This is a genomic window from Myxococcus sp. AM009 (genome assembly GCF_013372605.1).
GTDB classification, from domain to species: domain Bacteria; phylum Myxococcota; class Myxococcia; order Myxococcales; family Myxococcaceae; genus Myxococcus; species Myxococcus vastator.
The window spans coordinates 1-25,143 of sequence record NZ_JABXEP010000124.1; the positions used below are offsets into that span (position 1 = coordinate 1).

Annotated in this window: 22 protein-coding genes and 1 pseudogene; 21 read left to right on the forward strand and 2 right to left on the reverse strand. The window is 70.1% G+C overall.

Translation table 11 applies throughout. The features are described from left to right. Positions 1-1,165, reverse strand: a 1,165-nt coding sequence (locus HV824_RS25885; RefSeq protein WP_176424478.1) for a serine/threonine-protein kinase, incomplete at its 3' end; no start/stop codon positions are given. A gap of 306 nt (positions 1,166-1,471) precedes the next feature. Between HV824_RS25885 and HV824_RS25890 the strand changes: the two genes are divergently transcribed. From HV824_RS25890 to HV824_RS25905, 4 genes are all read left to right on the forward strand, one after another. After that, on the forward strand, positions 1,472-2,317 hold the full coding sequence (locus HV824_RS25890; RefSeq protein ID WP_255208344.1) for a hypothetical protein: 846 nt from the start codon (positions 1,472-1,474) through the stop codon (positions 2,315-2,317). A 60-nt stretch (positions 2,318-2,377) separates the two neighbouring features. Next, positions 2,378-3,037 (forward strand): SRPBCC family protein, encoded by a 660-nt coding sequence (locus HV824_RS25895; RefSeq protein WP_176419282.1) that lies wholly within the window; start codon positions 2,378-2,380, stop codon positions 3,035-3,037. Between the two features lie 8 nt (positions 3,038-3,045). Beyond that, positions 3,046-3,399, forward strand: a complete 354-nt coding sequence (locus HV824_RS25900; RefSeq protein WP_176424479.1) for a helix-turn-helix transcriptional regulator — start codon at positions 3,046-3,048, stop codon at positions 3,397-3,399. Positions 3,400-3,569: 170 nt separating this feature from the next. Then, positions 3,570-5,378, forward strand: coding sequence for an acyl-CoA dehydrogenase family protein (locus HV824_RS25905; RefSeq protein ID WP_176424480.1), 1,809 nt, complete (start codon positions 3,570-3,572; stop codon positions 5,376-5,378). Positions 5,379-5,399: 21 nt separating this feature from the next. Here the strand turns inward: HV824_RS25905 and HV824_RS25910 are convergent, their stop codons facing one another. Continuing rightward, positions 5,400-6,110 carry a PilZ domain-containing protein gene (locus HV824_RS25910; protein WP_176419285.1) on the reverse strand — a complete coding sequence of 237 codons (711 nt, stop codon included), beginning with the start codon at positions 6,108-6,110 and terminating at the stop codon, positions 5,400-5,402. A 264-nt stretch (positions 6,111-6,374) separates the two neighbouring features. On the opposite strand from HV824_RS25910, the gene mraZ reads away from it, so the two are divergent. From mraZ to HV824_RS25995, 17 genes and pseudogenes are all read left to right on the forward strand, one after another. After that, complete coding sequence (gene mraZ, locus HV824_RS25915; RefSeq protein ID WP_090490200.1) at positions 6,375-6,827, forward strand: division/cell wall cluster transcriptional repressor MraZ; 453 nt, start codon at positions 6,375-6,377, stop codon at positions 6,825-6,827. 46 nt (positions 6,828-6,873) lie between these two features. Continuing rightward, the gene (locus tag HV824_RS25920) at positions 6,874-7,260 is read left to right on the forward strand and encodes an STAS domain-containing protein (RefSeq protein WP_176419286.1); all 387 of its coding nucleotides are present in this window, start codon (positions 6,874-6,876) and stop codon (positions 7,258-7,260) included. A gap of 6 nt (positions 7,261-7,266) precedes the next feature. Further along, positions 7,267-8,181, forward strand: a complete 915-nt coding sequence (gene rsmH / locus HV824_RS25925; RefSeq protein WP_176419287.1) for a 16S rRNA (cytosine(1402)-N(4))-methyltransferase RsmH — start codon at positions 7,267-7,269, stop codon at positions 8,179-8,181. Then, on the forward strand, positions 8,178-8,597 hold the full coding sequence (locus HV824_RS25930) for a cell division protein FtsL (protein ID WP_176419288.1): 420 nt from the start codon (positions 8,178-8,180) through the stop codon (positions 8,595-8,597). Before rsmH ends, HV824_RS25930 begins: the two co-directional genes overlap by 4 nt. Further along, on the forward strand, positions 8,594-10,612 hold the full coding sequence (locus HV824_RS25935) for a penicillin-binding protein (protein WP_176424481.1): 2,019 nt from the start codon (positions 8,594-8,596) through the stop codon (positions 10,610-10,612). Before HV824_RS25930 ends, HV824_RS25935 begins: the two co-directional genes overlap by 4 nt. A 51-nt stretch (positions 10,613-10,663) precedes the next feature. Then, entirely contained in the window at positions 10,664-12,187 is a 1,524-nt protein-coding gene (locus HV824_RS25940) for a UDP-N-acetylmuramoyl-L-alanyl-D-glutamate--2,6-diaminopimelate ligase (RefSeq protein ID WP_163781958.1), read from the forward strand. Between the two features lie 44 nt (positions 12,188-12,231). Next, positions 12,232-13,632 carry a UDP-N-acetylmuramoyl-tripeptide--D-alanyl-D-alanine ligase gene (murF, locus tag HV824_RS25945; protein ID WP_176424482.1) on the forward strand — a complete coding sequence of 467 codons (1,401 nt, stop codon included), beginning with the start codon at positions 12,232-12,234 and terminating at the stop codon, positions 13,630-13,632. Continuing rightward, positions 13,632-14,810, forward strand: coding sequence for a phospho-N-acetylmuramoyl-pentapeptide-transferase (gene mraY, locus HV824_RS25950; RefSeq protein WP_163781962.1), 1,179 nt, complete (start codon positions 13,632-13,634; stop codon positions 14,808-14,810). Before murF ends, mraY begins: the two co-directional genes overlap by 1 nt. 19 nt (positions 14,811-14,829) lie before the next feature. Next, positions 14,830-16,197, forward strand: coding sequence for a UDP-N-acetylmuramoyl-L-alanine--D-glutamate ligase (gene murD, locus HV824_RS25955; RefSeq protein ID WP_176424483.1), 1,368 nt, complete (start codon positions 14,830-14,832; stop codon positions 16,195-16,197). A 4-nt stretch (positions 16,198-16,201) separates the two neighbouring features. Then, positions 16,202-17,368 (forward strand): putative lipid II flippase FtsW, encoded by a 1,167-nt coding sequence (gene ftsW, locus HV824_RS25960; protein WP_176419292.1) that lies wholly within the window; start codon positions 16,202-16,204, stop codon positions 17,366-17,368. Further along, complete coding sequence (gene murG, locus HV824_RS25965; protein ID WP_176419293.1) at positions 17,365-18,516, forward strand: undecaprenyldiphospho-muramoylpentapeptide beta-N-acetylglucosaminyltransferase; 1,152 nt, start codon at positions 17,365-17,367, stop codon at positions 18,514-18,516. Before ftsW ends, murG begins: the two co-directional genes overlap by 4 nt. Further along, complete coding sequence (murC, locus tag HV824_RS25970; RefSeq protein ID WP_176424484.1) at positions 18,513-19,931, forward strand: UDP-N-acetylmuramate--L-alanine ligase; 1,419 nt, start codon at positions 18,513-18,515, stop codon at positions 19,929-19,931. The genes murG and murC overlap by 4 nt, the downstream gene beginning before the upstream one ends. A gap of 4 nt (positions 19,932-19,935) precedes the next feature. Next, positions 19,936-20,868, forward strand: a complete 933-nt coding sequence (gene murB, locus HV824_RS25975; protein WP_176419295.1) for a UDP-N-acetylmuramate dehydrogenase — start codon at positions 19,936-19,938, stop codon at positions 20,866-20,868. Then, a complete protein-coding gene (locus tag HV824_RS25980; protein WP_176424485.1) occupies positions 20,865-21,821 on the forward strand; it encodes a D-alanine--D-alanine ligase in 957 nt (318 codons plus the stop codon). The genes murB and HV824_RS25980 overlap by 4 nt, the downstream gene beginning before the upstream one ends. A 155-nt stretch (positions 21,822-21,976) precedes the next feature. Beyond that, positions 21,977-22,831 carry a cell division protein FtsQ/DivIB gene (locus tag HV824_RS25985; RefSeq protein WP_176424486.1) on the forward strand — a complete coding sequence of 285 codons (855 nt, stop codon included), beginning with the start codon at positions 21,977-21,979 and terminating at the stop codon, positions 22,829-22,831. A 46-nt stretch (positions 22,832-22,877) separates the two neighbouring features. After that, positions 22,878-24,110 carry a cell division protein FtsA gene (gene ftsA / locus HV824_RS25990; protein WP_176424487.1) on the forward strand — a complete coding sequence of 411 codons (1,233 nt, stop codon included), beginning with the start codon at positions 22,878-22,880 and terminating at the stop codon, positions 24,108-24,110. 448 nt (positions 24,111-24,558) lie between these two features. Then, positions 24,559-25,143, forward strand: a pseudogene (locus HV824_RS25995) (hypothetical protein); the annotation flags it as partial.

Here is a 25,143-nt window from a genome sequence, read left to right on the forward strand (position 1 = left end):
GGAGCGGCTGCGTGGTGCGCTCCATCCGCCCGTCGGCGGGCTCGGAGGCCTGGGTGGGGGGCGGCTCGAACTCGGCGATGGGGGTCCGCTCCTCCTCGTCAGCGGCCGGCTCGCGGACGGGCGGCGCCATCTCCCGGAGGGCGCGGCGCTCCAAGGGGGAGTGGGTCCACCGGGCCATCTGCGCCAGGAACTCGCGGGGCAGCAGCACGGGGCGGCCTTCGCCCACCAGCTCCGCTTCGAAGAGGTAGCCCATGAAGTGGGCGCGCGCGCTGGAGGACACGTCGGGCGCGGCCGTGTGGAGGTGACGGGTGAGGGCCTCGGCGAAGGCCTCCGCGGTGGCGTAGCGCTGCTCGCGCTCCACGGCCAGCGCGGTGAGCAGGATGCGCTCCAGCGCGGTGGGGATGCCGGGGTTGAGGTCGCGGGGCCGCGGGAAGTCCCCCAGGGCGAGCTTGCGCAGCACGTCCGGCATCTTCCCTTCGAAGGGGAGGCGGCCGCACAGCATCTCGTAGATGACGACGCCCGCGGCGAAGATGTCCGAGCGCGCGTCGGGCTCGCGCCCGCGGACCTGCTCCGGCGCGAAGTAGGTGTACTTGCCCTTGAGGTCGTGCTCCACCGGCTCGGCGCTGCCGGCCAGCCGCGCCCGCGCGATGCCGAAGTCGACCAGCTTCACCTGGCCTTCGTAGCTGAGCAGCACGTTCTGCGGGCTGACGTCGCGGTGGACGATGTGGAGCGGCCGTCCGCGCTCATCCAGGCGCGTGTGGGCGTAGGCCAGCCCCTCCAGCATCTCCACGGCGATGAGCAGCGCCAGCGGCTGGGGCAGGGTGTACATGCCCTTCTCCCGCGCGCGCCGCATGACGCTCGACAGGGTGCGGCCGTCCACCCACTCCATGGCGATGAAGTACTCGCCGTCCACCTCGCCGAAGTCGAAGACCTGGGCGATGTTGCCGTGGCTCAGCCCCGCGGCGATGCGGGCCTCGTTGACGAACATCGACAGGAAGGCGCTGTTGTCCGCATAGCCCGGGAGGATTTTCTTGATGACCACCGGTTTGGTGACACCCGCCGCCGCTGTCATCCGAGCGCGGTAGATCTCCGCCATCCCGCCCGTCGCGATGCGCTCGAGCAGCTTGTATTTACCGAAATGAAGCCCTTCGGAAGGCTGCTGCACGTTCGTTCCGGTTCCTTCGGGTGCAGGTGGCCGCTGCGCCAAGGGGGCCCGCGCTGTCTTGGCAGGGGCGCCTGAAGGTATCATGGGGTAGGCAAAACGCCATGACGGGAAAAATCCGTTGGTTGTGATTGGAGGGTGGGTGTGCCTCTTCCTACGTCTCGCGACAGCCACCGCCATGGTGGTGCCCGAGGTGTTCTGGGTGCCGGGGGGCAGGGCCGGGCGCCGAAGGATGCCCGCTCCGCGCGCCACGTACCGATGCGTCATCATCCGCGCCGTTGGATGGCGGCCACTTGGGAGGAAGGCACGATGAGGACGGTGCGGGGCATGTCCGCGGCCACCCAGGCGCTCGCCGTGGTGCTGCTCGTCGTGGTGGCCGCCGGCTGTCGTGAGGAGCCGCGGGCCGAGCCGCTCAAGGCCTTGAAGCCCGCGCCCCTGCCCTCGCTCGCCGTGCCGGGCGCGGCGACGCCGGAAGCTCCGCGACCCGCGTCGCCGGCCGAAGTGGAGGTTGCGGGCCCCATCCAGGGTGAGCCGCTCCCAGCCGCCGCGCTCCGGGTGGCGCTGGCGGGAGAGCGCGTGCGCGTGGGAGCGGAGACCTTCGAGCCGGCGCGCCTGGATGACGCCACGCGGCTGGCGCAGCGCGTGAGAGGGCACGCGGTGTTGGTGGTGCCGGACGCGGACACCTTCCTGGTGCAGACGTCGGAGCTGTTCACCGTGCTGCGGGACTCGGCGGAGGCCGTGTGGCTGGCGCACCCGGATGGGCCGGTGGCCTATCCCGTGGTGCTACGGGACGAGGCGGGCTTCCGCGCGTGGCTGGAGGAGGTCGCGCCGGGCAAGCTGCGCATCATCATGCGCGCGGACGGCTTCGAGCTGACCACCAGCGTGGGCAAGTTGCCGGGCCCGGACCCGAACGGTCCCTCGGTGCCGGTGCGGGCGGGGCGGCAGGACATCGTCACGCTGCGCCGGGGCCTGGGCCTGCTCAAGGGGCGCTTCAAGACGTCCGAGGACCTCTGCCTCGTGCCCTCGTTCGGCATGGAGGTGGCGCAGGCGGCGCGGGCGCTCGGCGCGAACTTCACCGCGCCGGGTGAGCCGCTGTTCGACACCCTGTGCTTCGTCTATCCCACGCCCCACCAGGCCCCGGAGTCATCGCCTTGAGCGTTGACTTCTTCAATAAGTCGCCGTTTATATAGGTGCATACTTATATTTGGAGGCGACATGATTGATGTGCAGCGGTACCTGGGGGCCGTCGTGCGGGAGGTGGAGAGCCGTGAGCATGAGGGCAAGCCCGCGCGCGTCGTCGTCGCCATGCGCGACTACGACACGACGGTGGAGGACCTCTGGGACGCGCTGACCAACCCCGAGCGCATCCCCCGCTGGTTCCTTCCGGTGTCCGGCGACCTGAAGCTGGGGGGGCGCTACGCGCTCAAGGGCAATGCCAGCGGGACAATCACCCGTTGCGAGGCGCCGCGGCACCTGGGGCTGACGTGGGAGTTCGGGGGCGGTATCAGCTGGGTGGACGTCATCCTGGCCGCGGCCCCGGGCGGTGGCGCCCGGCTGCGGCTGGAGCACCTGGCCCATGTGAGTCCCTTCTGGGACGACTACGGCCCTGGCGCCACCGGAGTCGGCTGGGAGCTGGGGTTGATGGGCCTGGGCCTGCACCTGGCGTCCGGCGGCGCCGCTGTCGACAGCGCGGCGGTGGAGGCCTGGACGACGTCGGATGAAGGCAAGGTGTTCATCACGGCCAGCAGCGAGGGCTGGGGGCAGGCGGATGTGACGCGGGGAGAGGACGCCGCGGCGGCGAAGGCACGCGCGGCGCGGACGACGGCCTTCTATACTGGTGCGCCGCCGCCCGACGTGCGGCATCCGGGGACCTGATCGCCACGATGCATGCCTTCGACGTCCTGGGTGACCCGGTGCGCAGACGCATCCTCGAGCTCCTGGCCGAGGGGGAACGCCCCTCTGGCGAGGTGACCGGGTCCATCCAGGCGGAGTTCGGCATCAGCCAGCCGGCGGTCAGCCAGCACCTCAAGGTGCTGCGCGACAGCGGCTTCGCGGAGGTTCGCGCGGAGGGAACTCGCCGCCTCTATCGCGTCGACCCGGCGCCGCTTCAGCAGGTCGACGCGTGGCTGGAGCAGTTCCGCGTGTTCTGGACACCGCGCCTGGAGGCGCTCGCCACCGAGGTGGCGCGGGGCAAGCGGGCTCGGGCCAAGGCCGACAACGAAGGCGGCGGTCCGTAGCCTGGCGTGCGCGGGGTCCAGGACGACCTGCTTCGGCTGACGTGAAGGGCACCGCCCGCCCCTCCGCGTGGACTGGCGCGGGCTCGCCGGGTCTTCGCGGGCGACTTCCCGCCGGAGGATCTAGATTCAGGCTCCAGGGCGGGGCGCGCTCGCCCGCTGGAGGGATGTTCATGGATGCCGAATCCAAGGCCGCTTCGCAGCGGGGGCATGCGCCCGGTGGCGCGTTCCTCTTCGAGGAGGTGGGCTCGGCCCGCATCCTCACACCGGAGACCTTCACGGAGGAGCAGCGCCTCTTCTTTCAGACGGCGCTCCAGTTCTCCCGTGAGCAGGTCCTCCCCCTGTCCGAGCGCATCGAAGCCAAGGACCCCGCGCTCCTGCGCCGGTTGCTGCGGCAGGCGGGCGAGCTGGGCCTCTTGAGCGTGGACATCCCCGAGGCCTACGGCGGCACCGGCCTGGACAAGACGACGTCGCTGCTGCTGGCGGAGGCCATGAGCCTCAACGGCTCGTGGTCGGTGACGTTCGGCGCGCACACCGGCATCGGCACGCTGCCCATCGTCTGGTTCGGCAGCGCCGCGCAGAAGGCGAAGTACCTGCCGAAGCTGGCCACGGGGGAGTGGGTGGCGGCTTACGCGCTCACGGAGCAGGGCAGCGGCAGCGACGCGCTGGGCGCCAGGACGAAGGCGGCGCTGTCCCCCGACGGCAAGCACTGGATTCTCAACGGCTCCAAGCTCTACATCACCAACGCGGCCTTCGCGGACGTGTTCATCGTCTTCGCCAAGGTGGATGGGGACCGGTTCACCGGCTTCATCGTGGAGAAGGACACGCCCGGCCTCACCGTGGGGCCGGAGGAGCACAAGATGGGCATCCGCGGCTCCTCCACCTGCCCGCTCTACTTCGAGGACGCGCGCGTCCCGGTGGAGAATCAGCTGGGCGAGGTGGGCAAGGGCCACAAGATTGCCTTCAACATCCTCAACTACGGCCGCCTCAAGCTGGGCGCGGCCGTGCTGGGGGGCATGAAGCTCCAGCTCCAGAGCGCGCTGCGCTTCACGCAGGAGCGCAAGCAGTTCGGCGCGCCCATCGTCCAGTTCCCGCTGTCGCGCGAGAAGCTGGCCCGCATGGCCGCGCTCGTCTACGCGGTGGAGAGCATGACGTACCGCACCGCGGGGCTCGTGGACGCGCGCCTGGGGCAGGGGGACACGCGCGGCCTGGACTCCGAAGCACGCCTCCTGGCGGCGGTGGAGGAGTACGCCATCGAGTCCTCCATCATGAAGGTGCACGGCTCGGAGTCCCTGGGCCACCTCGTGGATGACGCCGTCCAGCTCCACGGTGGCGCCGGCTACATCGAGGAGTACCCGGTGGAGCGCGCGTACCGCGACGCGCGCATCAACCGCATCTTCGAGGGCACCAACGAAATCAACCGCATGCTCATCACCGGCATGCTCCTCAAGCGCGCGGTGAAGGGCGACCTGCCGCTGTTCGCCATGGCCGGCGACGTGGCGGAGGCGCTGTCCCGGGGCGAGCGGCCCCAGGCGCGCGTGCGGGATGCCCTGGCCCCGCAGGAGGTCGCCGCCGAGGCCGCCAAGCACCTGGCGCTCCACGGCTTGCGGGTGGCGGCGGAGACGTTCGGCACGGCGCTGGAGCAGCACCAGGAGGTGCTCGCGGCCCTGGCGGACGTGGTCATGGACGCCTTCGCCCTGGACTCCATGGTGACGCGCACCCGCCAGGCCGCGAAGGGCGGCGGCGCGCTGGCGCCGGTGCGGGTGGCGATGACGCAGCTCTATGCGCTGGACGCCATCCCCCGCGCCTACGACAGGACGCGCCGCGCGCTGTGCGCCACGCTGAAGGGGGACGCGCTCGACCAGGAGCTGAAGCGCCTGGGCACGCTGGACGTCTTCACGCCGTATGACCCGGCGGCGCTGCGGGAGACGGTGGTGGCGGCCCTGGAGTCCGCGGGCGGCTACCCCCTGGGCGCGGTGTAGCCTGCGGGGGCCTTCGGGCCGTCACGGCATCCGCGCGACGGCCTCCATGCCGAAGCTCACCCGGGCCTTCCAGGGGGCGGGCGGCAGCGTCGCCAGGGACAGCAGGCCGTCCAGCCGCTGCTGCATGTCCGGCCGGAGCCTGCCGAAGGTGGCGCCGAAGCCCGGCGTCACCGTCCCCGAGCTCTTCCGGGGCACCGTGGAGGTCCACACCACCTCGCCGTGCAGCAGCATGGGCCCCTCCCGGAAGTCCAGCTCCAGGAGGAAGGGCGTGCCCACCTTCACCTGGCGCGGCAGGGCAGGGGCCTGCACCTCCAGGCCCACGCCGCCCCGGGAGATGTCCCGGACGACGAAGCCCGGTGACAAAGGCGCCGCCTCGCTGGCGCGCAGGTACAAGGGCAGCCGTGGGAAGCGGCGCAAGCCGGCGTGCTCCTCAGCGGCGTAGATGCGCTGGAGGACGGCGTCCAGCGCGCTGCGGTCCTCTCCGACCCCGTAGCGGACGGTGAGGAGGAAGCGCTGGGACTCCTGGTGCGGGACGACCTGGACCACCTCCCCCAGCACTTCCACGGGCCGGGGCACGCCGCCCGCATGCAGTTCAAAGGTGAAGCGAGTCCCCAGCGGCAGGCTGCGGCGCGTCTCCAAGGTGACGCCCCCCATTCCGACGCTGCGCGTGTACTCCCCCACCAGGGTCTGCGGCGTCTTGTATGCCACCTTCAGCCGAACGTTCGTGTTCACGCGACTGACACTTTGCGCCTGGGTCCGGGGGGAACTCAAGTTTACCCCAGCGCAATAGGTAGGGCGTCGTACGGCGCCAACCACTGGACCTTCCAGGTGTGACGACCTTTCCGGACGTCGGGCGCGGACAAACCGCTGTTTCAACCTGTTGCGGTTTCTTGACCCCCCCAGGTGGGGCGCGTATGTATGCCGCCCGGAAGTGGCAAGGAGTGGGAAGGAGTGGAGGTTCATCCCTCATCGGGCTGAAAAGGTGGATCGTCCCGCGTGTTCCGAGGCGTCTATGAGCACCAGATCGACGCGAAGGGGCGGACGAGCCTCCCGGCGAAGCTCCGGGACACGCTGGTGGGCGCCTATGACGAGAGGCTCATCCTCACGACGGCGCTCGACAGATGCCTCCACGCCTATCCGGTGCGGGAGTGGGAAGCGCTGGAGCTGTCGTTGGCCAAGCGCAACCCGATGGAGCCTGGGGTGAAGACGCTGATGCGCTTGTACGTGGCCAGCGCGCAGGAGTGCCCGCTGGACAAGCTGGGACGCCTGCTCATCCCTCCGACGCTCCGCTCCTATGCGGGGCTGGAGAAGGACGTGGTGTGGGCGGGGATGGTGAAGGTCATCGAGCTGTGGAGTCGCGAGGGATGGGCGAAGGCGCAGGAAGAAGCGCGCCAGGAAGCGACCTCCGCGGATGTGATGAAGGTGCTCGCCGAGCTGCGGCAGGCGTGACGGGAAAGTCGACAGGACCCCGAAGTACCGGGAGGGTGGCAAGCGTATGAACCAGGTTCTGGAGGTTCGGCCAGGGTTGGCGGGCGCGGCGATGGCCGCCGGCCGTGTCGAGACGCTCATGCTGGAGGGCGAGCTGAGCGAGCAGGACCTGCTCGAGCTGTGCGACGACCTGGGCCGCAAGCTGCAGCGCGGCACGCGTCAGGTGGTGCTGGACTTCGGGGACGTGGGGCACCTGAACTACCGGGGCGTCAGGCCGCTGATGGCGCGCACGGAGGTCTTCCGCCGCGCCGGTGGGGACGTGAAGCTGTCCGGGCTGTCGCCGTACCTGGCCGCCATCTTCCGCGCGGCCGGCGCGCACGACTGTTTCGAAATCTACCCGCACATGAACGATGCCCGAGCCGCCTTCGCGCTGGCGCGGGCACCCTTCGTCTGACGGCCCGTGACGGCTTCGGACTTCCAGCACCAGACCGTCCTCCTGCGGGAAGCAGTGGCGCTGCTTCGGCCGGCGGAGGGGAAGGTCATCATCGACGGGACGCTGGGTGGCGGTGGCCACTCGGAGGCGCTGCTGGCCTCGGGCGCCACGGTGGTCGGCGTGGACCGGGATCCGGTGGCGCTCGCCGCGGCCACCGCGCGCCTGGGCGCCAACCCGCGCTTCCAGGGCCGCGCCGGCAACTTCGCCGAGCTGCCCCGCGTCGCCGCGGACCTGCTGCCCGTGGAGGGGGTGCTGGTGGACCTGGGCGTGTCGTCGCCGCAGCTGGACGTGGCCGAGCGCGGCTTCTCCTTCTCCAAGGACGGCCCGCTGGACATGCGCATGGGGCCGGACGGCCCGACGGCGGCGGAGCTGATCGCCACCACGGACGAGCGCGAGCTGGTCCGCATCCTCAAGGACTACGGTGAAGAGCCCTTCGCCCGGCCCATTGCCCGCGAGCTGAAGAAGGCGCTGCCCACGCGCACGCTGGAGGCCGCGGAGGTCGTGAAGCGGGCGGTGCCGCGCAAGGCGTGGCCCAACCGCATCCACGTGGCCACCCGGACCTTCCAGGCGCTGCGCATGGCCGTCAACGGTGAGCTGGAGGCGCTGGACGCGCTGCTGGCCGCCATCCCCGGGCTCCTCAAGGTGGGGGGCCGCGCCGCCGTCATCGCCTTCCACTCCCTGGAGGACCGGAAGGTGAAGGAGGCGTTCCGCGCACTCGCGGGGCGCTGCACCTGTCCGCCGGGCCTGCCGGTGTGCGTGTGCAGCGGGGTGGGGGATTTCGCCCTGGTGACGAAGAAGGCCGTGGCCGCCTCCGAGGCGGAGGTCGAGGCCAACCCCCGTTCACGCAGCGCGCATCTGCGCGTGGTGGAGAAACTCCGATGAGCAAGGTGCACTCCCGGGTGTCGGCGTTGCGTGCTTCCGTGTCGGTGGGCGGTGTGCTGCTGCACCTGCTGCCGGCCGTGTGCCTCTTCGCCCTCTTCGCGGCGGTGGGCATCCTCCACGTCAGCAGCCGGGTGCTGGTGGTGGACATGGGCTACCGCCTGTCGCGCGAGGAGGCGGAGAGCCGCATCCTCACGCGCGAGAATGACCGGCTGAAGCTGGAGCTGGCCACGCTCAAGGCGCCGGGCCGGCTGGAGCGCGTGGCGCGCGAGCAGCTCAACATGGCCATGCCGCGCGGCGGCGCCGTGGTGTCGCTGTCGGCGGAGAAGCCGGCGCGTGGCGGCGGGGCGCGCGCGGAAGCCCCAGACGCCGCTCAGCCCACCGTCCGCGTGGCGGGCCGCGCCGGAGCGGGTCGGTGAGAGACTTCAAGGCGGCGCGGGCTCCAGAGCCCAACGCGAAGTGGCTGAAGCTGCGGGTACGGCTGCTGTTCGGGCTGTTCCTGATGCTGCTCGGCGTCGCCTTTGGTCGTGCGGTGCAGCTCCAGGTCTTCGAGCAGGAGAAGCTGCGCGGCATGGCGCAGGACCAGTACGTCCGGCACATCGAGATTCCGGCCCGCCGCGGCGACATCTTCGACCGGCGTGGCACGCCGCTGGCCCAGAGCGTGGAGGTGGACTCCATCTGGGTGGACCCGTCCATGCTGCCCGACGTGAAGGCCGCGTCCCGGGCGCTGGCCAGGGCGCTGAAGCTGGACCCGGATGAGCTGGGCGCGCGCCTGGCCCGGGCCAGGCGCTTCGCCTGGGTGAAGCGCCAGGCCAAGCCCGCCGAGGTCGCCGCGGTGAAGGCGCTGGCGCTGCCGGGTATGGGCTTCTCCAAGGAGCCCAAGCGCTTCTACCCCCAGCGCGAGCTGGGCGCCCACGTGGTGGGCACGGTGGGCATGGACGGCCGCGGCCTGGAGGGCCTGGAGCTGGCCTTCCACGACGAGCTGTCCGGGCAGAACTCCTCCACGTCCAGCTTCCGTGACGCCAAGGGCCGCAAGCTGCTGGTCCAGGGCGCGTTGGATCCGCTCCAACGCCAGGGCGCCGCCGTCACCCTCACGTTGGACCGGCACATCCAGTACGTCGCGGAGAAGGCGCTCAGCCGCGCGGTGGAGGACGCCAAGGCCGTGGCCGGCATGGCGGTGGTGTTGGATCCGCGCACGGGCGAGCTGCTCGCCGTGGCCAACCACCCGCGCTTCAACCCCAACACGCCGGAGTCCAGCACGCGCTCGGGCATGCGCAACCGCGCCGCCCTGGACACCTTCGAGCCGGGCTCCACGCTGAAGTCCTTCGTGGTGGCCACGGCGCTGGAGGAGAAGGCCATCACCGCCGACAGCCTCTTCTTCTGTGAGAACGGCGCCTGGCGGGTGGGCCGGCACACCATCAACGACACCCATTCCTACGGCTGGCTCGCGCCGCGGGGCATCCTCCAGGTGTCCTCCAACATCTGCATGGCCAAGATTGCCCAGGCCCTGGGGCGGGAGAAGTTCGTGAAGGGCTACCAGGCCTTCGGCTTCGCCGAGCGCACCGGCCTGTCCCTGCCGGGCGAGGGGCGCGGCGTCCTGCCGTTCCCGAAGGCGGAGGTCTCCCTGGCCACCCAATCCTTCGGGCAGGGGATGACGGCCACGGCGGTGCAGATCGCGGCCGCCTATGGTGCGCTGGCCAACGATGGGGTGCTGATGCGGCCCTATCTGGTGTCGAAGGTGGTGGACCCGGACGGTGTCGTTCTGCTGGAAAACCGTCCCACGGAGCTGCGCAGGGCGGTCTCCGCGAAGGTCGCCCGGCAGGTCGTGGGCATGCTTGAAAGCGTGGTGGTCAAGGGAGGGACGGCCACCAGGGCCGCCATGGAAGACTACCGGGTGGCCGGAAAGACGGGCACCGCGCAGAAGGCAGACCCGGTGGCGCGGGGGTATTCGGACAAGCGGATCGCCTCCTTTATTGGAGTGGTACCGGCCGAGTCTCCGCGAGCAGTGATTCTTGTCGTAGTGGACGAACCCAAGACGGACGTATACGGGGGGACCGTGGCTGCCCCTGCTTTCAAGGAGATTGCGACCGCCGCCATGGCTCACCTGGCAGTGCCCCCGTCCCGGACGGTGGCACCCGAGGTGGCCGTGGCCGCCGTGTCACCCGCGCCTGCCGCGGCGAAGCCGGGGGCGAAGGCCTCCGGAGCCGCCCGGACGGCGCTGGCGGACGCGGTGACGGAGACCCCTGAACCCGGCACGGTACGTGTGCCGGACCTTCAGGGAGCAGTAGGACGTGAGGCCGTGGTGAAGCTGCTCGCCGCGGCGCTGGAGCCACAGGTATTGGGCAGTGGACGCGTGGTATCTCAAACCCCCCCCGCCGGTTCATTGGTGGAGAAGGGGGCCCGGGTGACGCTGGAGCTCGCCGCGCGGCAATAACGCCGCGTCCGCTCCAGGCCCCGCTCTTGCAATGCGTGTGAAGGGGAAGAGATGAAGCTGACGGATGTCCTCGCAGGATGTGGTGCCGAGCAGACCTCGGGCGGCCGTTCCGCGGTTGACGTCACCGGGGTGACGCAGGACTCGCGGCGCGTGAAGCCGGGAGACCTGTTCGTCGCCATTCCTGGCACGAAGGAGGATGGGGCCCAGTTCATCGGTGAGGCCGTGTCCCGTGGCGCCGTGGCGGTGGTGTCGGAGAAGCCGGTGCCGTCCTCGCAGGTGCCCTTCTTCAAGGTGGGCAGCGCCCGCAAGGCGCTGGCGCTCATCGCGGCCAACTTCTACGGCCGCCCGGCGGACCAGCTGACGTTGCTGGGCCTCACCGGGACGAACGGGAAGACCACGGCCAGCTATCTGCTGGAGGCCATGAGCACCGCGGCGTACGCGGCCACCGGCGTCATCGGGACGCTGGGCTACAAGTTCGCCGGCCGCACGGTGGAGTGCGCCAACACCACGCCGGATCCGCTGGAGCTGCACCGCATCCTCCGGGAGATGGTGGAGGCGGGCGTGGAGACGGTCATCATGGAGGTGTCCAGCCATGCGCTCGCGCAGGAGCGCGTGCACGGGCTGACCTTCAAGGCGGCGGGCTTCGCCAACCTGAGCCGGGACCACCTCGACTACCACAAGGACATGGAGGATTACTTCCAGTCCAAGCGGAAGCTGTTCTCGGAGAACCTGTCCGCCACGGGCGTGGCGGTGGTGAACGGCGACGACACCTACGCCAGCCGCATCTACAACGAGCAGCGCGGCCAGAAGCGCATGGCGTGGAAGTTCAGCCGTCAGGGCTCCGGGGAGATTTCGGTGGCCGACGTGAGCTTCTCGCTCCAGGGCATCAAGGGCGTGCTGAAGACGCCCGCGGGTGACATCCCGCTCAAGAGCAAGCTCCTGGGGCCCCACAACCTGGAGAACATCCTCCTGGCGGTGGGCCTGGGCCTGGGCGCGGGCTTCGCGCGGCGCGACGTGCAGGAAGGCATCGAGCGGATGATGCCGGTCGCTGGCCGCATGGAGCGCGTGGAGAACTACGGTCCGTCCGGCGCCCCCGCGGTGCTGGTGGACTACGCGCACACGGATGACGCGCTCAAGCGCTCCATCGAGGCGGCGCGCTCGCTGGCCAAGGGCCGCGTCATCGCGGTGTTCGGCTGCGGCGGGGACCGCGACAAGGGCAAGCGTCCGCTGATGGGCGCGGTGGCGGGTGAGGGCGCCGACCTGGCCGTCATCACCAGCGACAACCCCCGCACCGAGGACCCCGAGGAGATCATCTCGCAGGTGGCCGCGGGCATCGAAAAGGGCGGCCTGCGCCGCATCTCCGCCGGCAAGGCGAAGAGCGGTGAGAAGGGCTACCTGGTCGACGCGGACCGCCGCGCGGCGATTGAACAGGCCATCAGCCTGGCGTCCGCGGACGACGTCGTGCTCATCGCGGGCAAGGGCCACGAGACGTACCAGCAGGTCGGCGCGGAGAAGCTCGCGTTCGACGACCGGCAGGTGGCCGCGAAGGCGCTGGCCAACCGCACCGCTGGCTGAGCCCGAGCCTCCCAAGCCCCGTCGACCCGCCCATCTCTCACACCATGGCAGCTTCCTTCAGCGACGAAGAGGTGGTGCAGGCGACCGGGGCGACCCGGCGTGGCGGCCCGGCCCGGGCCGCCTACGCTGCCGTCTGTACCGACACCCGGGCACTCACCCCCGGGTGCCTCTTCGTGGCCCTGGTGGGTGAGCGCTTCGACGCCCACGCCTTCGTGGACGCCGCGGCGAAGGGCGGGGCGGCCGGGGCGGTGGTGGCGCGCGGGCGCCCGTTGCCCGCGCTGCCCGACGGGCTGACGCTCTATGAAGTCGATGACACCCTGCGGGCCCTGGGCGCGCTGGGACGGCACCACCGTCAGCGCTTCCGGATTCCGGTGTGCGCGGTGGGGGGCTCCAACGGGAAGACGACCACCAAGGAGATGGTGGGCGCCATCCTGGCCACGCGCGGGCCGGCGCTGAAGACCGAGGGCAACCTCAACAACGAGATTGGCGTCCCGCTGACGCTCTTCCGGCTGGAGCCGCGCCACGTCGCGGCGGTCATCGAAGTGGGGATGAACCAGCCAGGGGAAATCGAACGGCTGGCGCGCGTCGTCCAGCCGGACGCGGGCGTCATCACGGTGGTCCAGCCCGAACATCTGGAGGGGCTGGGCAGCCTGGAGGGCGTGGCTGCGGCGGAGGGCGAGCTGTTCCAGGAGATGGGGCACGGCACCACCATCGTGGTGAACGTGGACGACGCGCTCATCCCCGCGCAGGCGGCGCGCAGCGGCGCGCAGCGGCTGACGTTCGGCCGGGCGGAGCACGCGGACGTGCGGCTTTGGGACGTGAAGACGCTGGGCCGTGAGGGCATGGTGGCCACGGTGCGGCACCTGGGCCGCGAGTGGCCGGTGCGGCTGCGCTTCGTGGGGCCCCACAACGCGCAGAACGCGACGGCGGCCTTCGCGGTGGCGCTGGCGCTGGGCTACACGCCGGAGGAGTGCGTGCGGGGCCTGGAGTCGGCGCGGCCGTACTCGCGGCGCCTCAACGTGGTGGACGGGCAGCACGGGGTGACCGTCATCGACGACTCCTACAACGCCAACCCGGCCTCCATGGACGCCGCGCTTCAGACGCTGGGCACGCTGGTGCCCGCGGGTGGCCGGGCCGTGGCGGTGCTGGGGGACATGCTGGAGCTGGGGCCGGGCGAGCTCGAGGAGCACGCGCGCCTGGGCGGCCAGGTCCCCGCGCACGCGACGCTGGCGGCATTCTTCGGTCCCCGCTCCGTGAAGGGGTGGGAGGCCGCTTCCATGGGTGAATCCGCCGCCCACTTCACCGACGTGGAGCCGCTGATGGCGTGGTTGGCGCCGCGGCTTCGCGAGGGTGACGTGGTGCTGGTGAAGGGCAGCCGCGGCATGCGGCTGGAGCGGGTGGTGGCCGCCCTGACGGGCACGGCCGCCCCCGGAGGAAATCACTAGTGCTGTACCTCCTCTACGAGGTCATCCAGAACACGGAGGCGGGGCGCGTCCTCAACTTCCTGCGCTACCCCACCTTCCGCATCATCGCCGCGGGCGTGTTCGCGCTGCTCCTGGGCATGCTCATCGGGCCCAGGCTCATCGCCCGGCTGCGGCTGAAGCAGCACGGCCAGAGCAACGTGCGCGAGGACACGCCGGATTCGCACCAGAAGAAGAAGGGCACGCCCACCATGGGCGGCGCGCTCATCCTGCTGTGCATCGCGGCGGGCACGCTGCTGTTCGCGGACCTGAAGAGCCGCGCGGTGTGGGTGATGCTGCTCTTGACGCTGGGCTACGGCTTCATCGGCTTCCTGGATGACTGGCTCAAGCTGTCCAAGCGCAACTCCAAGGGCCTGGCCGGGCGCAAGAAGATGGTGCTGCAGACCTTCTTCTTCCTCGTCGCCGTGTTCGGCCTGCTGACGACGTGGACGCTGCCGGACGGCTCCTTCGGGCCCACGCTGCTCATCAACACGAAGCTGACGCTGCCCTTCATCCCCACGCGCTGGTTCAACCCGGACCTGGGCTGGTTCTACGTCTTCTTCGCGTGGATTGTCGTCGTGGGCACGTCCAACGCGGTGAATCTCACGGACGGCCTGGACGGGCTGGCCATCGTCCCCACCATCGTGTCCGGCATCACCTTCGCGGTGCTCTGCTACGTCGCGGGCACCACGCTGAGCATCGCGGATTCGGAGGTGGTGGGCGGCGTGTCGAAGCTGGTGGCCACGCCGCTGTACCAGTACCTGGGCATCCTCCAGGTGCCGGGCGGCGCGGAGCTGGCCGTGTTCTGCGCGGCCATCGTCGGCGCGGGCATCTCCTTCCTGTGGTTCAACACCTACCCGGCCTCCGTCTTCATGGGGGACATCGGCTCGCTGGCGCTGGGTGGCGCGCTGGGCGGGCTGGCGGTGCTGTCCAAGAACGAGGTGGTGTCCGCCATCATCCACGGCATCTTCTTCGCCGAAATCCTGAGCGTGATGATTCAAGTCACGTCCTTCAAGATGACGGGCAAGCGCGTCTTCAAGATGGCGCCGGTGCACCATCACTTCGAGCTCAAGGGAATGGCCGAGCCGAAGATCATCGTCCGTTTCTGGATCGTCTCCATCCTCTGTGGTGGCGTGGCGCTCCTGTCCCTGAAGCTCCGCTGAACCCGGAGGTGGCACGGCCATGACGTTGGCGCTGTCCGGTCAGAAGGTGCTGGTGTTCGGGCTCGCGAAGAGCGGCGTGGCCGCGCTGCGCCTGCTGCGTCAGCAGGGCGCGGACGTCACGGCGCTGGACGTACGCGGCGAGGACACGCTGGGCTCGGTGGCCCACGAGGTGAAGGCGCTGGGCGCCGCGTTGGTGTCCGGACCCACGCCGCCGGGGCTGCTCGCGTCGCAGGACCTGGTGGTGGTGAGCCCGGGGGTGCCGCTGGCGCTGCCGGAAATCCAGGCCGCGCGCGCGGCGGGCGTGGCGGTGTGGGGCGAGGTGGAGCTTGCGGGCCGGCTGCTGTCCAGCGTGCCGCTGTTCGGCATCACCGGCACGAACGGCAAGAGCACCACCACGGCGCTCACGGGCACGCTCTTCGCCAGCGGCGGCAAGCGCACCTTCGTGGGCGGCAACCTGGGCCGGCCCTTCAGCGAGGCGGCCATGTCTCCGGGCGAATGGGACGCGCTGGTGGTGGAGCTGTCCAGCTACCAGTTGGAGGGCATCCGCGCGCTGCGCCCCCGAGGCGCGGCCATCCTCAACCTGACGCCGGACCACATTGACCGCTATCCCAGCCACGCGGCCTACGGCGAGGCGAAGGCGCGCATCTTCCAGCAGCAGCAGGCCGGTGACTTCGCGGTGGTGAACGCGGACGACGCGGACGTGCTGGGCCTGGCGCGCGCCGCGAAGGCGCCGGTGTACGGCTTCAGCCTCACGGGCAAGCCGGTGACGGAGGCCCCGGCGCTGGCGGGCCTGGCGGTGGCGGAGCCGGGCGGCTTCCGGCTGGACTTCCTGGGCGAGCACTACACGCTGACGAACCGCGCGCTGCGCGGCGCCCACAACGCGCAGAACGCGATGGCGGCTGCGCTGCTGGCGCGCCTGGGCGGCGTCACCTCCGGCGCGGTGCAGGCGGGGCTGGACGGCTACCCGGGCTTGCCGCACCGGCTGGAGAGCGTGCGCGTGCTGGAGGGCGTCGAGTGGGTGAATGACTCGAAGGCCACCAACGTGGAGTCGGTGCTGGTGGCGCTGCGCGCGTTCTCCAGGGACGTGTGGCTGATTGCCGGCGGCAAGGGCAAGGGCGCGTCGTACGCGCCCATGGTGGAGGCGGGGCGGGGCAAGGTGAAGGGCGTGCTCACCATCGGCGACGACGCGGACACGCTGGCCCAGGCCTATGCCGGCGCGGCGCGGGTCCACGCGTGCGGCACCCTGACCCAGGCGGTGGCGCGGGCGCGGGCGCTGGCGGAGCGGGGGGACACGGTGCTGCTGTCGCCCGCGTGCGCGTCCTTCGACCAGTTCAAGAACTTCGAGGACCGGGGCGATTCGTTCAAGCGCCTGGTGGAGGCGCTGTGACGGCATGAAGAACCCTTTTTCTCCGTCCTCCGCCCTCGTGCGCTTCGACCCGGTGCTGCTCTGCGCGGTGCTGGGGCTCGTGAGCTTCGGGCTGGTGATGGTGTACTCGGCCAGCGCGGTGCTGGCGCAGGACAAGCTGGGCGACAGCCTCTACTTCCTCAAGCGTCAGCTCGTCGCCGCGGGCCTGGGGCTGGGCGCCATGGCCGTGGCCATGAAGGTCGGCTGGCGCCGGCTGGCGCGCTGGGCCTATCCGCTGCTGCTGGCGGCCATCGTCTTGTTGGTGCTGGTGAACATCCCCGGCATCGGCAGCACGGCGGGTGGCGCGCGGCGGTGGATCCGCCTGCCGGGCTTTGGCCTGCAGCCGGCGGAGGTGGCGAAGTTCGCCTGGGTCGTCTACCTGTCCTACTCGCTGGCGAAGAAGCGGGAGAAGGTGGCGAAGTTCTCCGTGGGCTTCGTTCCGCACCTCGCGCTGTGCGGCATCCTGGTGTTGCTTTGCATGATGCAGCCCGACTTCGGCAGCAGCGTGCTGCTGGTGTTCATGCTCTTCGTGCTGCTGTTCGCGGCCGGCGCGAAGCTGAGCTACCTGGTGGGCATGGTGCTGCTGGCGCTGCCCCTGGCCTACGTGGCCATTGCCTCCAGTCCGTACCGGATGAAGCGCATCCTGGCCTTCATGGACCCGTGGGCGCACCGGCATGACGTGGGCTACCAGGTGGCCGAATCGCTGATGTCCATTGGCTCGGGCGGCGTGGTGGGTCTGGGCCTGGGCGACGGACGGCAGAAGCTCTTCTTCCTGCCCGAAGCCCACACCGACTTCATCTTCTCCATCATCGCCGAGGAGACGGGCCTGATTGGCGTGGGCCTGCTGGTGGTGCTCTACGGCGTCGTGCTGTGGCGCGGCGTCCGGGCCAGCCTGGCGGCGGGGGAGACGTTCGGCACGTACCTGGGGCTGGGCATCAGCTCCATCATCGCGTTCCAGGCCGCGGTCAACATGTGCGTGGCCATGGGTTTGCTGCCGACGAAGGGGCTGACGCTGCCCTTCGTGTCGTACGGAGGTTCATCGCTGGTGGTGCTGATGGGCGCGGCTGGAGTGCTGTTGTCGTTGAGCGCGAACACCCAGGGGGCCGCGAGGCCCAGCCGGGTGGGAACCGACATGCGGGAGGTGGCGGCATGATGAAGGTGCTCATCGCGGGTGGGGGCACGGGCGGACACCTCTTTCCGGGCATCGCCCTGGCGGAAGAGGTGGTGACACGGCATCACCGCAACGAGGTCGTCTTCGTGGGCACCGAGCGTGGCATCGAGGCGCGCGTGGTGCCGAAGGAGGGCTATCCGCTGGAGCTGGTGAAGGTGCAGGGCCTCAAGGGCAAGGGCTTCCTGGCCCTGCTCAAGGCGCTCTTCGCGCTGCCGCTGGCCTTCATCGAGTCCTTTCGCATCCTCGCCCGGCAGAAGCCGGACGTGGTGGTGGGCGTGGGCGGCTACGCCAGCGGGCCAGTGGTGCTGGCCGCGTGGCTGATGGGCATCCCCACCGCCATCCAGGAGCAGAACGCGCTGCCCGGCTTCACCAACAAGGTGCTGGGCCGGATTGTCCGCGTGGTGTTCATCGCCTTCGAGGAGGCGCGCGCCTTCTTCCCGGAGAAGAAGGTCCAGCTCATCGGCAACCCCATCCGCCGCAAGCTGATGGACAACTACCTGCGCAGCCACGTCGCGCACGAGCGCTTCTCCGTGCTCGTCTTCGGCGGCAGCCTGGGCGCGCGGGGCATCAACCAGCGGATGACCGAGGCGCTGGACTCGCTGGGCGACCTGAAGGACAGCCTGCACTTCGTCCACCAGACGGGGAAGAATGATTTGGAGTCGGTGCGCAAGGGCTACGCGGACAAGGGCTTCCAGGCGGAGGTGGTGGAGTTCATCGACGACATGTCCAGCGCCTATGCCCGCGCGGACCTCGTCGTCTGTCGCGCCGGCGCGACGACGCTCGCGGAGCTGACCGTCTGCAAGAAGGCCAGCATCCTGATTCCCTTCCCGCACGCCACGGACGACCACCAGGCCGTCAACGCGCGGGCGCTGGTGGACGCGGGCGCGGCGCTGATGTTCCGCGAGTCGGAGCTCACCGGGGAGAAGCTGGCGCAGACGGTGCGTGAGCTGAAGAGCCACCCCGAGCGCCTCAAGAGCATGGAGAAGAAGGCGGGCCTGCTGGGCCGTCCCGAGGCCGCCAAGGAGCTGGCGGACGTGTGCGTGGACCTGATGGTCCAGACGTGGGGCCCCAACGGCCGCGAGCGCACCCCCATCGAAGCCGAGAAGAAGGCCCCCAGGAGCCACTCGTGACGCGCAACAAGCCCCCCAGCCTCTTCAAGACGCGCCACGCGGCGCAGGTCCACTTCGTGGGGCTCGGTGGTATCGGCATGAGTGGCATCGCCGAGGTGCTGCTGAACATGGGCTACCGGGTGTCCGGCTCGGACTTGCGCGAGAGCGACATCACCCGGCGCCTGGCGCGCATGGGCGCGACCTTCTTCGAAGGCCACCGCGCGCAGAACCTGGTCCAGGCGGACGTGGTGGTGACTTCCTCCGCGGTGCGCAAGGACAACCCGGAGGTGGTCGCCGCCAGGCAGCGGAAGATTCCCGTCATCCCCCGCGCGGAGATGCTCGCGGAGCTGATGCGCCTGAAGTACGCGGTCGCCGTGGCTGGCAGCCACGGGAAGACGACGACGACGTCCATGGTGGCCACCGTGATGAGCGCGGCGGGGTTGGATCCGACGGCGGTGGTGGGCGGCAAGGTGAACGTGCTCGACTCCAACGCCAAGCTGGGCAAGAGCGAGCTGATGGTGGTGGAGGCCGACGAGAGCGACGGCAGCTTCCTGCACCTGCACCCGTCCATCGCCATCGTCACCAACATCGACCCGGAGCACATGGACCACTACGGCGACCTGGACACGCTCCAGTCCGCCTTCGTGGAGTTCTGCAACCGGGTGCCGTTCTACGGCCTCAACGTGCTGTGCCTGGACAACCCCAACGTCCAGGCGCTGCTGCCGCGCATCGAGAAGCGCTTCGTCACCTACGGCAGCTCGCACATGGCGGACTACCGGCTGGAGAACATCCAGTTGGACGGCTTCACCACGCGCTTCCACGCCTACCGCCGGGAAGAGGCGCTGGGTGAGTTCCGCGTGCGGATGGTGGGCGCGCACAACGCCTTCAACGCGCTGGCCGTCATCGCCGTGGCGGAGGAGATGGACATCCCGCTGGAGACGGTGCGCGAATCGCTGGCCGAGTTCGGCGGCGTGCAGCGGCGCTTCACCGTGCGCGGCGAGGCCCAGGGCATCATCGTGGTGGACGACTATGGGCACCACCCCACGGAGGTGCTGGCCACGCTGGCCGGCGCGCGGCGGGCCTTCGGGCGCCGGGTGGTGGTGGCCTTCCAGCCGCACCGCTACACGCGCACGCATGACCTGATGAAGGAGTTCACCACCTCCTTCAATGATTCGGACGTGCTCTTCGTCACCAGCGTCTACGCGGCGGGTGAGGAGCGCATCGAGGGCGCCACGGGTGACGCGCTGGCGGACGCCATCCGCGCCCACGGCCACCGCGACGTCGCCTTCGTGGAGAAGCGCACGGACCTGCCGGCGGCGCTGCTGCCGCGGCTGCGCGAGGGTGACCTGGTGCTGACGCTGGGCGCGGGTGACATCACCCACGTGGGGCCGGAGTTGCTCGAGCTGCTGCGCACCACCCCCCTGTCGAAGGACTAGCGCCATGGTGGAAGCGGGCGTGAAGACGGCGCTGGCGGCGCGCGTGGAGTCGCTGGGGGGCTGCGAGGTGAAGGCGGGCGAGCCGCTGGCGCCGCTCACCAGCGTCCGGGCCGGCGGCGCCGCGGAAGCCCTGGTGCGCCCGCGCTCGCCGGACGCCCTGGTGGCCTTGCTGAAGCTGGCGCGCGAGGAGGGTGTCCCCGTCTCGATTCTGGGCGGCGGCGCCAACACGCTGGTGGGCGACGGTGGGGTGCCCGGCCTGACGCTGAAGCTGCCCGGAGACCTCTTCCCGGAGGTGGCCGACGTGGGCCCCGAGGAAGGGCGGCTCACGCTGGGCGCGGGGGCGGCCATCGTCCGCCTCATCAACGTCATGCGGGCGCACGCGCTGGTGGGCGCGGAGTTCCTGGCCGGCATCCCCGGCACGCTGGGCGGCGCGGTGTCGATGAACGCCGGCACCAAGAATGGCGAGGCCTTCCGCGTCATCGAGGCGGTGGAGGTGGCCACGGCGGACGGGGTGGGGTGGCTGACGAAGGCGCAGGTGCCGCACGCCTACCGTCACTCCGAGTTGCCGCCGGGCGGCGTCGTCACCCGGGTGCGCTTCGCGCTTCGCACGGGGGACGTGGTGGCCTCCAAGGCCGTCATGGACGCGGACCTGGGTTACCGGAAGCGGACACAGCCGCTCAGTCAGCCCAACTTCGGCAGCGTCTTCACCAACCCGCCAGGCGACCATGCCGGGCGGCTGATTGAACTGGCGGGCCTGAAAGGGTACTCGCTGGGGCGCGCGCAGGTGTCCACCCTGCACGCCAACTGGATTGTGAACCTGGGCGGCGCCACCGCCCGCGACGTGCTGGGACTCGTCACCCTCATGCGGCAGCGGGTGCGCGAGCAGTCCGGCGTCGACATGAAACCCGAAGTCAAGCGCCTGGGAGACTTCCTGTGACTCCGAACCGCGGTGCCTTCACGAAGGACGAGCTCAAGCAGAAGCGTGTCGGCGTGCTGTTGGGCGGAATGTCCGCGGAGCGCGACGTGTCCCTGCGCACCGGCGAGGCCGTCTCCGGGGCGCTGCGCGGGCTGGGCTACACCGTGGTGGAGCTTGACGTGGGCAAGGACTTGCCCGCGCGCCTGGCGGCGGAGCAGGTGGACGTGGCGTGGCTGGCCGTCCACGGGCGCTATGGCGAGGACGGCTGTCTCCAGGGGCTGCTGGAGTCGCTCTTCATTCCTTATACCGGCAGCGGCGTGCTGGCCTCCGCGCTGGGCATGGACAAGGTGTACGCCAAGCAGGTCTTCGTGGCCCACGGCATCCCCACGCCCGCGTACCGCTCCTTCCGGGACGCCGCGTCGGCGCTGGCGGCGGCGGACAGCCTGCCCTTCCCGTTTCCAGTGGTGGTGAAGCCCAGCCGCGAAGGCAGCAGCGTGGGCGTGCACATCTGCAAGACGCGGGACGCCTACGAGGCCGCCGTGACGGACGCGGCGAAGTACGCGGGCACCCTGCTGGTGGAGCAGTTCGTCAAGGGACGCGAAGTGCAGGGTGGCGTGCTGGACGATGAGGCCCTGGGCGTCATCGAGGTCCGCGCCGCGCGCGAGTTCTACGACTATGACGCGAAGTACAAGGCCGGCACCGGGACGCAGTACCTCTTCCCCGCGCCCCTGCCTCCAGAACAGTACGCGCGGGTGAATGAGGTGTGCCTGGCCGCGCACCAGGCCCTGGGGTGTAGCGGGGGCTCGCGGTCGGACGTCATCGTCACCGACGGAGGGGAAGTGTTCCTCCTGGAGACCAACACGCTGCCGGGCATGACGGCCTCGAGCCTCTTGCCCAAGATTGCCGCGGGGCGCGGTATCGACTTCCCCGCCCTGTGCGAGCGCCTGCTGCTGGGCGCGTGTCTCAAGGCCTGAGCGTCCGGTTTTCGGCCCGGCGCAACTCGGCGTCGGCCTCCCTCGAAAATTTCCGAAGCGTCTGTGTGGCGGCTTGCGCTACAGCGACGTGCCTGTAGCCAAAAACTGGCGCGGCTCCTCAACCGCGCACAGCATGCGTCAATCCTTTTCTCCCCATGGCCTTCGGAAAATCCAAGAACCGCCGCCGTCAGGACGCCGCCCAGCAGAAAGAGGCGGTCCGAGGCGCGGTGCGTTCGCACGGGCCGGGCGTGCTCAGGGTGCTGGGGTTGACGCTGGGCACCGGGCTGCTGGTGTGGGGTGGGGTGGCGCTGCGGGAGTGGGCGCTGACGTCGCCGCGCTTCGACCTGGAGGCGGTGTCCTTCTCCGGTCTCCAGCGCGCCTCCCGGGTGGAGCTGCTGCGGCTGGCGGCGCTGACGAAGGGGCAGAACCTGTGGAAGCTGGACGTGGACGCGCTGGAGCGCGCCATGCACCAGCACCCCTGGCTGCGCACGGTGGAGGTGACGCGCCGGTTCCCCAACCGCGTGTCGGTGGAGGTGACGGAGCACGCGCCGGTGGCCATGGCGGTGCTGGGGGAGCTGTACGTCCTGGACGAAGAGGGTGAGCCCTTCAAGCGGGTGACGCCCGGGGACGGACTGGACTTGCCCCTGGTGACGGGCCTGGACCGGGAAGGTTATGTGGCGGACCCGGCGGCGGCGCGGGAGCGCCTGCGTTCGGCGCTGGCGGTGGCGAGCGCGTACGCGCGGCTGTCACCCGAGAAGGCCGAACAGTTGTCGGAGGTCCGCCTGGAGGCGCAGAGCCTGGCGCTGGTGACGGCGTCCGGTCAGGAAGTGCGCCTGGGTGAAGGAGATTCAGAGGTCAAGCTGCAACGTCTTGCCCGCGTCCGGCGCGAACTGGGTGCGAGGGGGCTTGCAGCGGAGATCATTCACCTGGATAACCGTGCCCGGCCCGGCTGGGTGGCGGTGAAGATTTCGAGCCCCGCGTCCGAGAGGAGCGGGGCTTCGATGCGGTAAGAGGACGCGCCCCTTTCACGAGAGTGGGGGGCCTGGGAGGGTTGTCATGGCGAAGCAGAAGTCGGGGGAGATCATCGTCGGCCTCGACATCGGCACGACGAAGATCTGCGCCATCGTCGGAGAGCTGACCGACAGCGGCATCGACATCATCGGCATCGGTACGCATCCGTCGAAGGGTCTGCGCAAGGGCGTGGTGGTGAACATCGAGGCGACCGTCTCTTCCATCCGCCGCGCGGTGGAAGAAGCGGAGCTCATGGCGGGGGCGGAGATTTCCCACGTCTACACGGGCATCGCCGGAGGCCACATCAAGGGCTTCAATTCCCAGGGCATCGTCGCCGTCAAGGACAAGGAGGTCCGCGACGCGGACATCGCCCGCGTCATCGACGCGGCCAAGGCCGTGGCGATTCCGCTGGACCGGGAGGTCATCCACGTCCTTCCGCAGGAGTTCATCATCGACGACCAGGGCGGCATCAAGGAGCCCCTGGGCATGGCGGGCGTCCGGCTGGAGGCCAAGGTCCATATCGTCACGGGCGCGGTGTCCAGCGCGCAGAACATCGTCAAGTGCGCCAACCGCACCGGGCTCAACGTCTCCGACATCGTCCTTCAGCCGCTGGCCAGCGCGGAGGCGGTGCTGGGCGAGGACGAGAAGGAGCTGGGCGTGTGCCTCGTCGACATCGGCGGCGGCACCACGGACATCGCCATCTTCTCTGGCGGCTCCATCGTCCACACGGCGGTGATTGCGCTGGGCGGCAACAACCTCACCAGCGATATCGCCATTGGCCTGCGCACCCCGGCGCACGAGGCCGAGCGCATCAAGCAGAAGTACGGCTGCGCGCTGTCGTCGCTCATCAGCAAGGACGACACCATTGAAGTGCCCAGCGTCGGGGGGCGTCAGCCCCGCGTGCTCGGGCGGCAGATTCTCTGCGAAATCCTGGAGCCGCGCGTGGAGGAGATCTTCCAGCTCGTGCACCGCGAAATCCAGAAGTGCGGCTACGAGGACCTGCTGGCCTCGGGCGTGGTGATTACGGGTGGCTCCACGCTGCTGGCCGGCATGCCGGAGCTGGCCGAGGAAGTCCTGGGCCTGCCCGTTCGCCGAGGCATGCCGCGTGGCATTGGCGGTCTGGTGGACGTGGTGAAGAGCCCCATGTACGCCACCGGCGTGGGCCTGGTCGTCTACGGCGCCCGCCACCTGGACCGGCGCATGTTCCGCATCCGCGAGGAGAACGTGTACAAGAAGGTGAAGGGCCGCATGCGCGAGTGGCTCGAGGAAATCTTCTAACGCGCCGGGCCGAGCGCCCACCGCGTCGCCCAAGGGCTCTCCGAAAGGAGGGCCCTTTTTATTTGGCCGAGGGCCACACTCCGCGTCCCGACTGACGCGTCAGCGTCCTGGTTTGACGCGTCAGAGGACCTGGTGGGTTGCCCTCTTGGAGGCGCGAATCGGTCCAGTTTCCGGAATCTGGATCCGTGGTTCGGATGGGGCGGGCTCTACCCCTTGAGCAGGGCGCTGAAATCCTCGGAATACCGAGGGTCGTAGATTGGACAGCGGCTGGCTCTCGGATTGCTATGTGCGGCATTTGCCGCTGGGCCCATACCCCCCCAACGACCCCAGGTTTATGACTCGAACGACCTTTTACGTCCCCCTGCTTAGTCGGGTTTTCCAAGGGCGCCTTGGCCTGGCCATCGCACCCCTGGCGCTGCTGTGCGCGGCGCTGCTTGGGCCGGTGGCGATGGCCGCCGTGGACAACGTCGGCCTGGGGAGCGGGGCCGTCGGCGCGCTGACCATCAACGCCGCCAACACGTCCATCAATACCTACACGCGCGTGACAGCGGCCGTGCCCGCGGGGCAGAGCTTCGTGACGGTGGCCTCGACCACGGGCTTCTCGGTGGGCAACCTGGTGATGGTGCACCAGACCACGGGGCTCGCGGCGCCCGCGTCTGGGAGTCAGACGCCTATCAACCTGGTGGGAGGCCCGGTGGGCCGCTGGGAGTTCGCGCGGATTGCCAGCCTCACGGCGACGCGGCTCAACTTCACGCAGCCACTCACGGTGGCCTTCGGAGCCACCGGGACGCAGGCGATTCGGGTGCCCGAGTACACCAGCGTGACGGTGAACGCCGCGGGGAGCATCGTGGCGGCGCCGTGGGATGGGGCGACGGGCGGCGTGGTGGCCTTCCTGTCACAGGGCGCGGTGAACAACGCGGGCGCCATCCACGCGGATGGCCGGGGCTTCCGCGGTGCGTTTGCCTGGAACGGCGACGGTGATGGCTGCACGGCCCTGGATGAGCAGTGGCCGGGTGGGGCGTCAAAGGGGGAG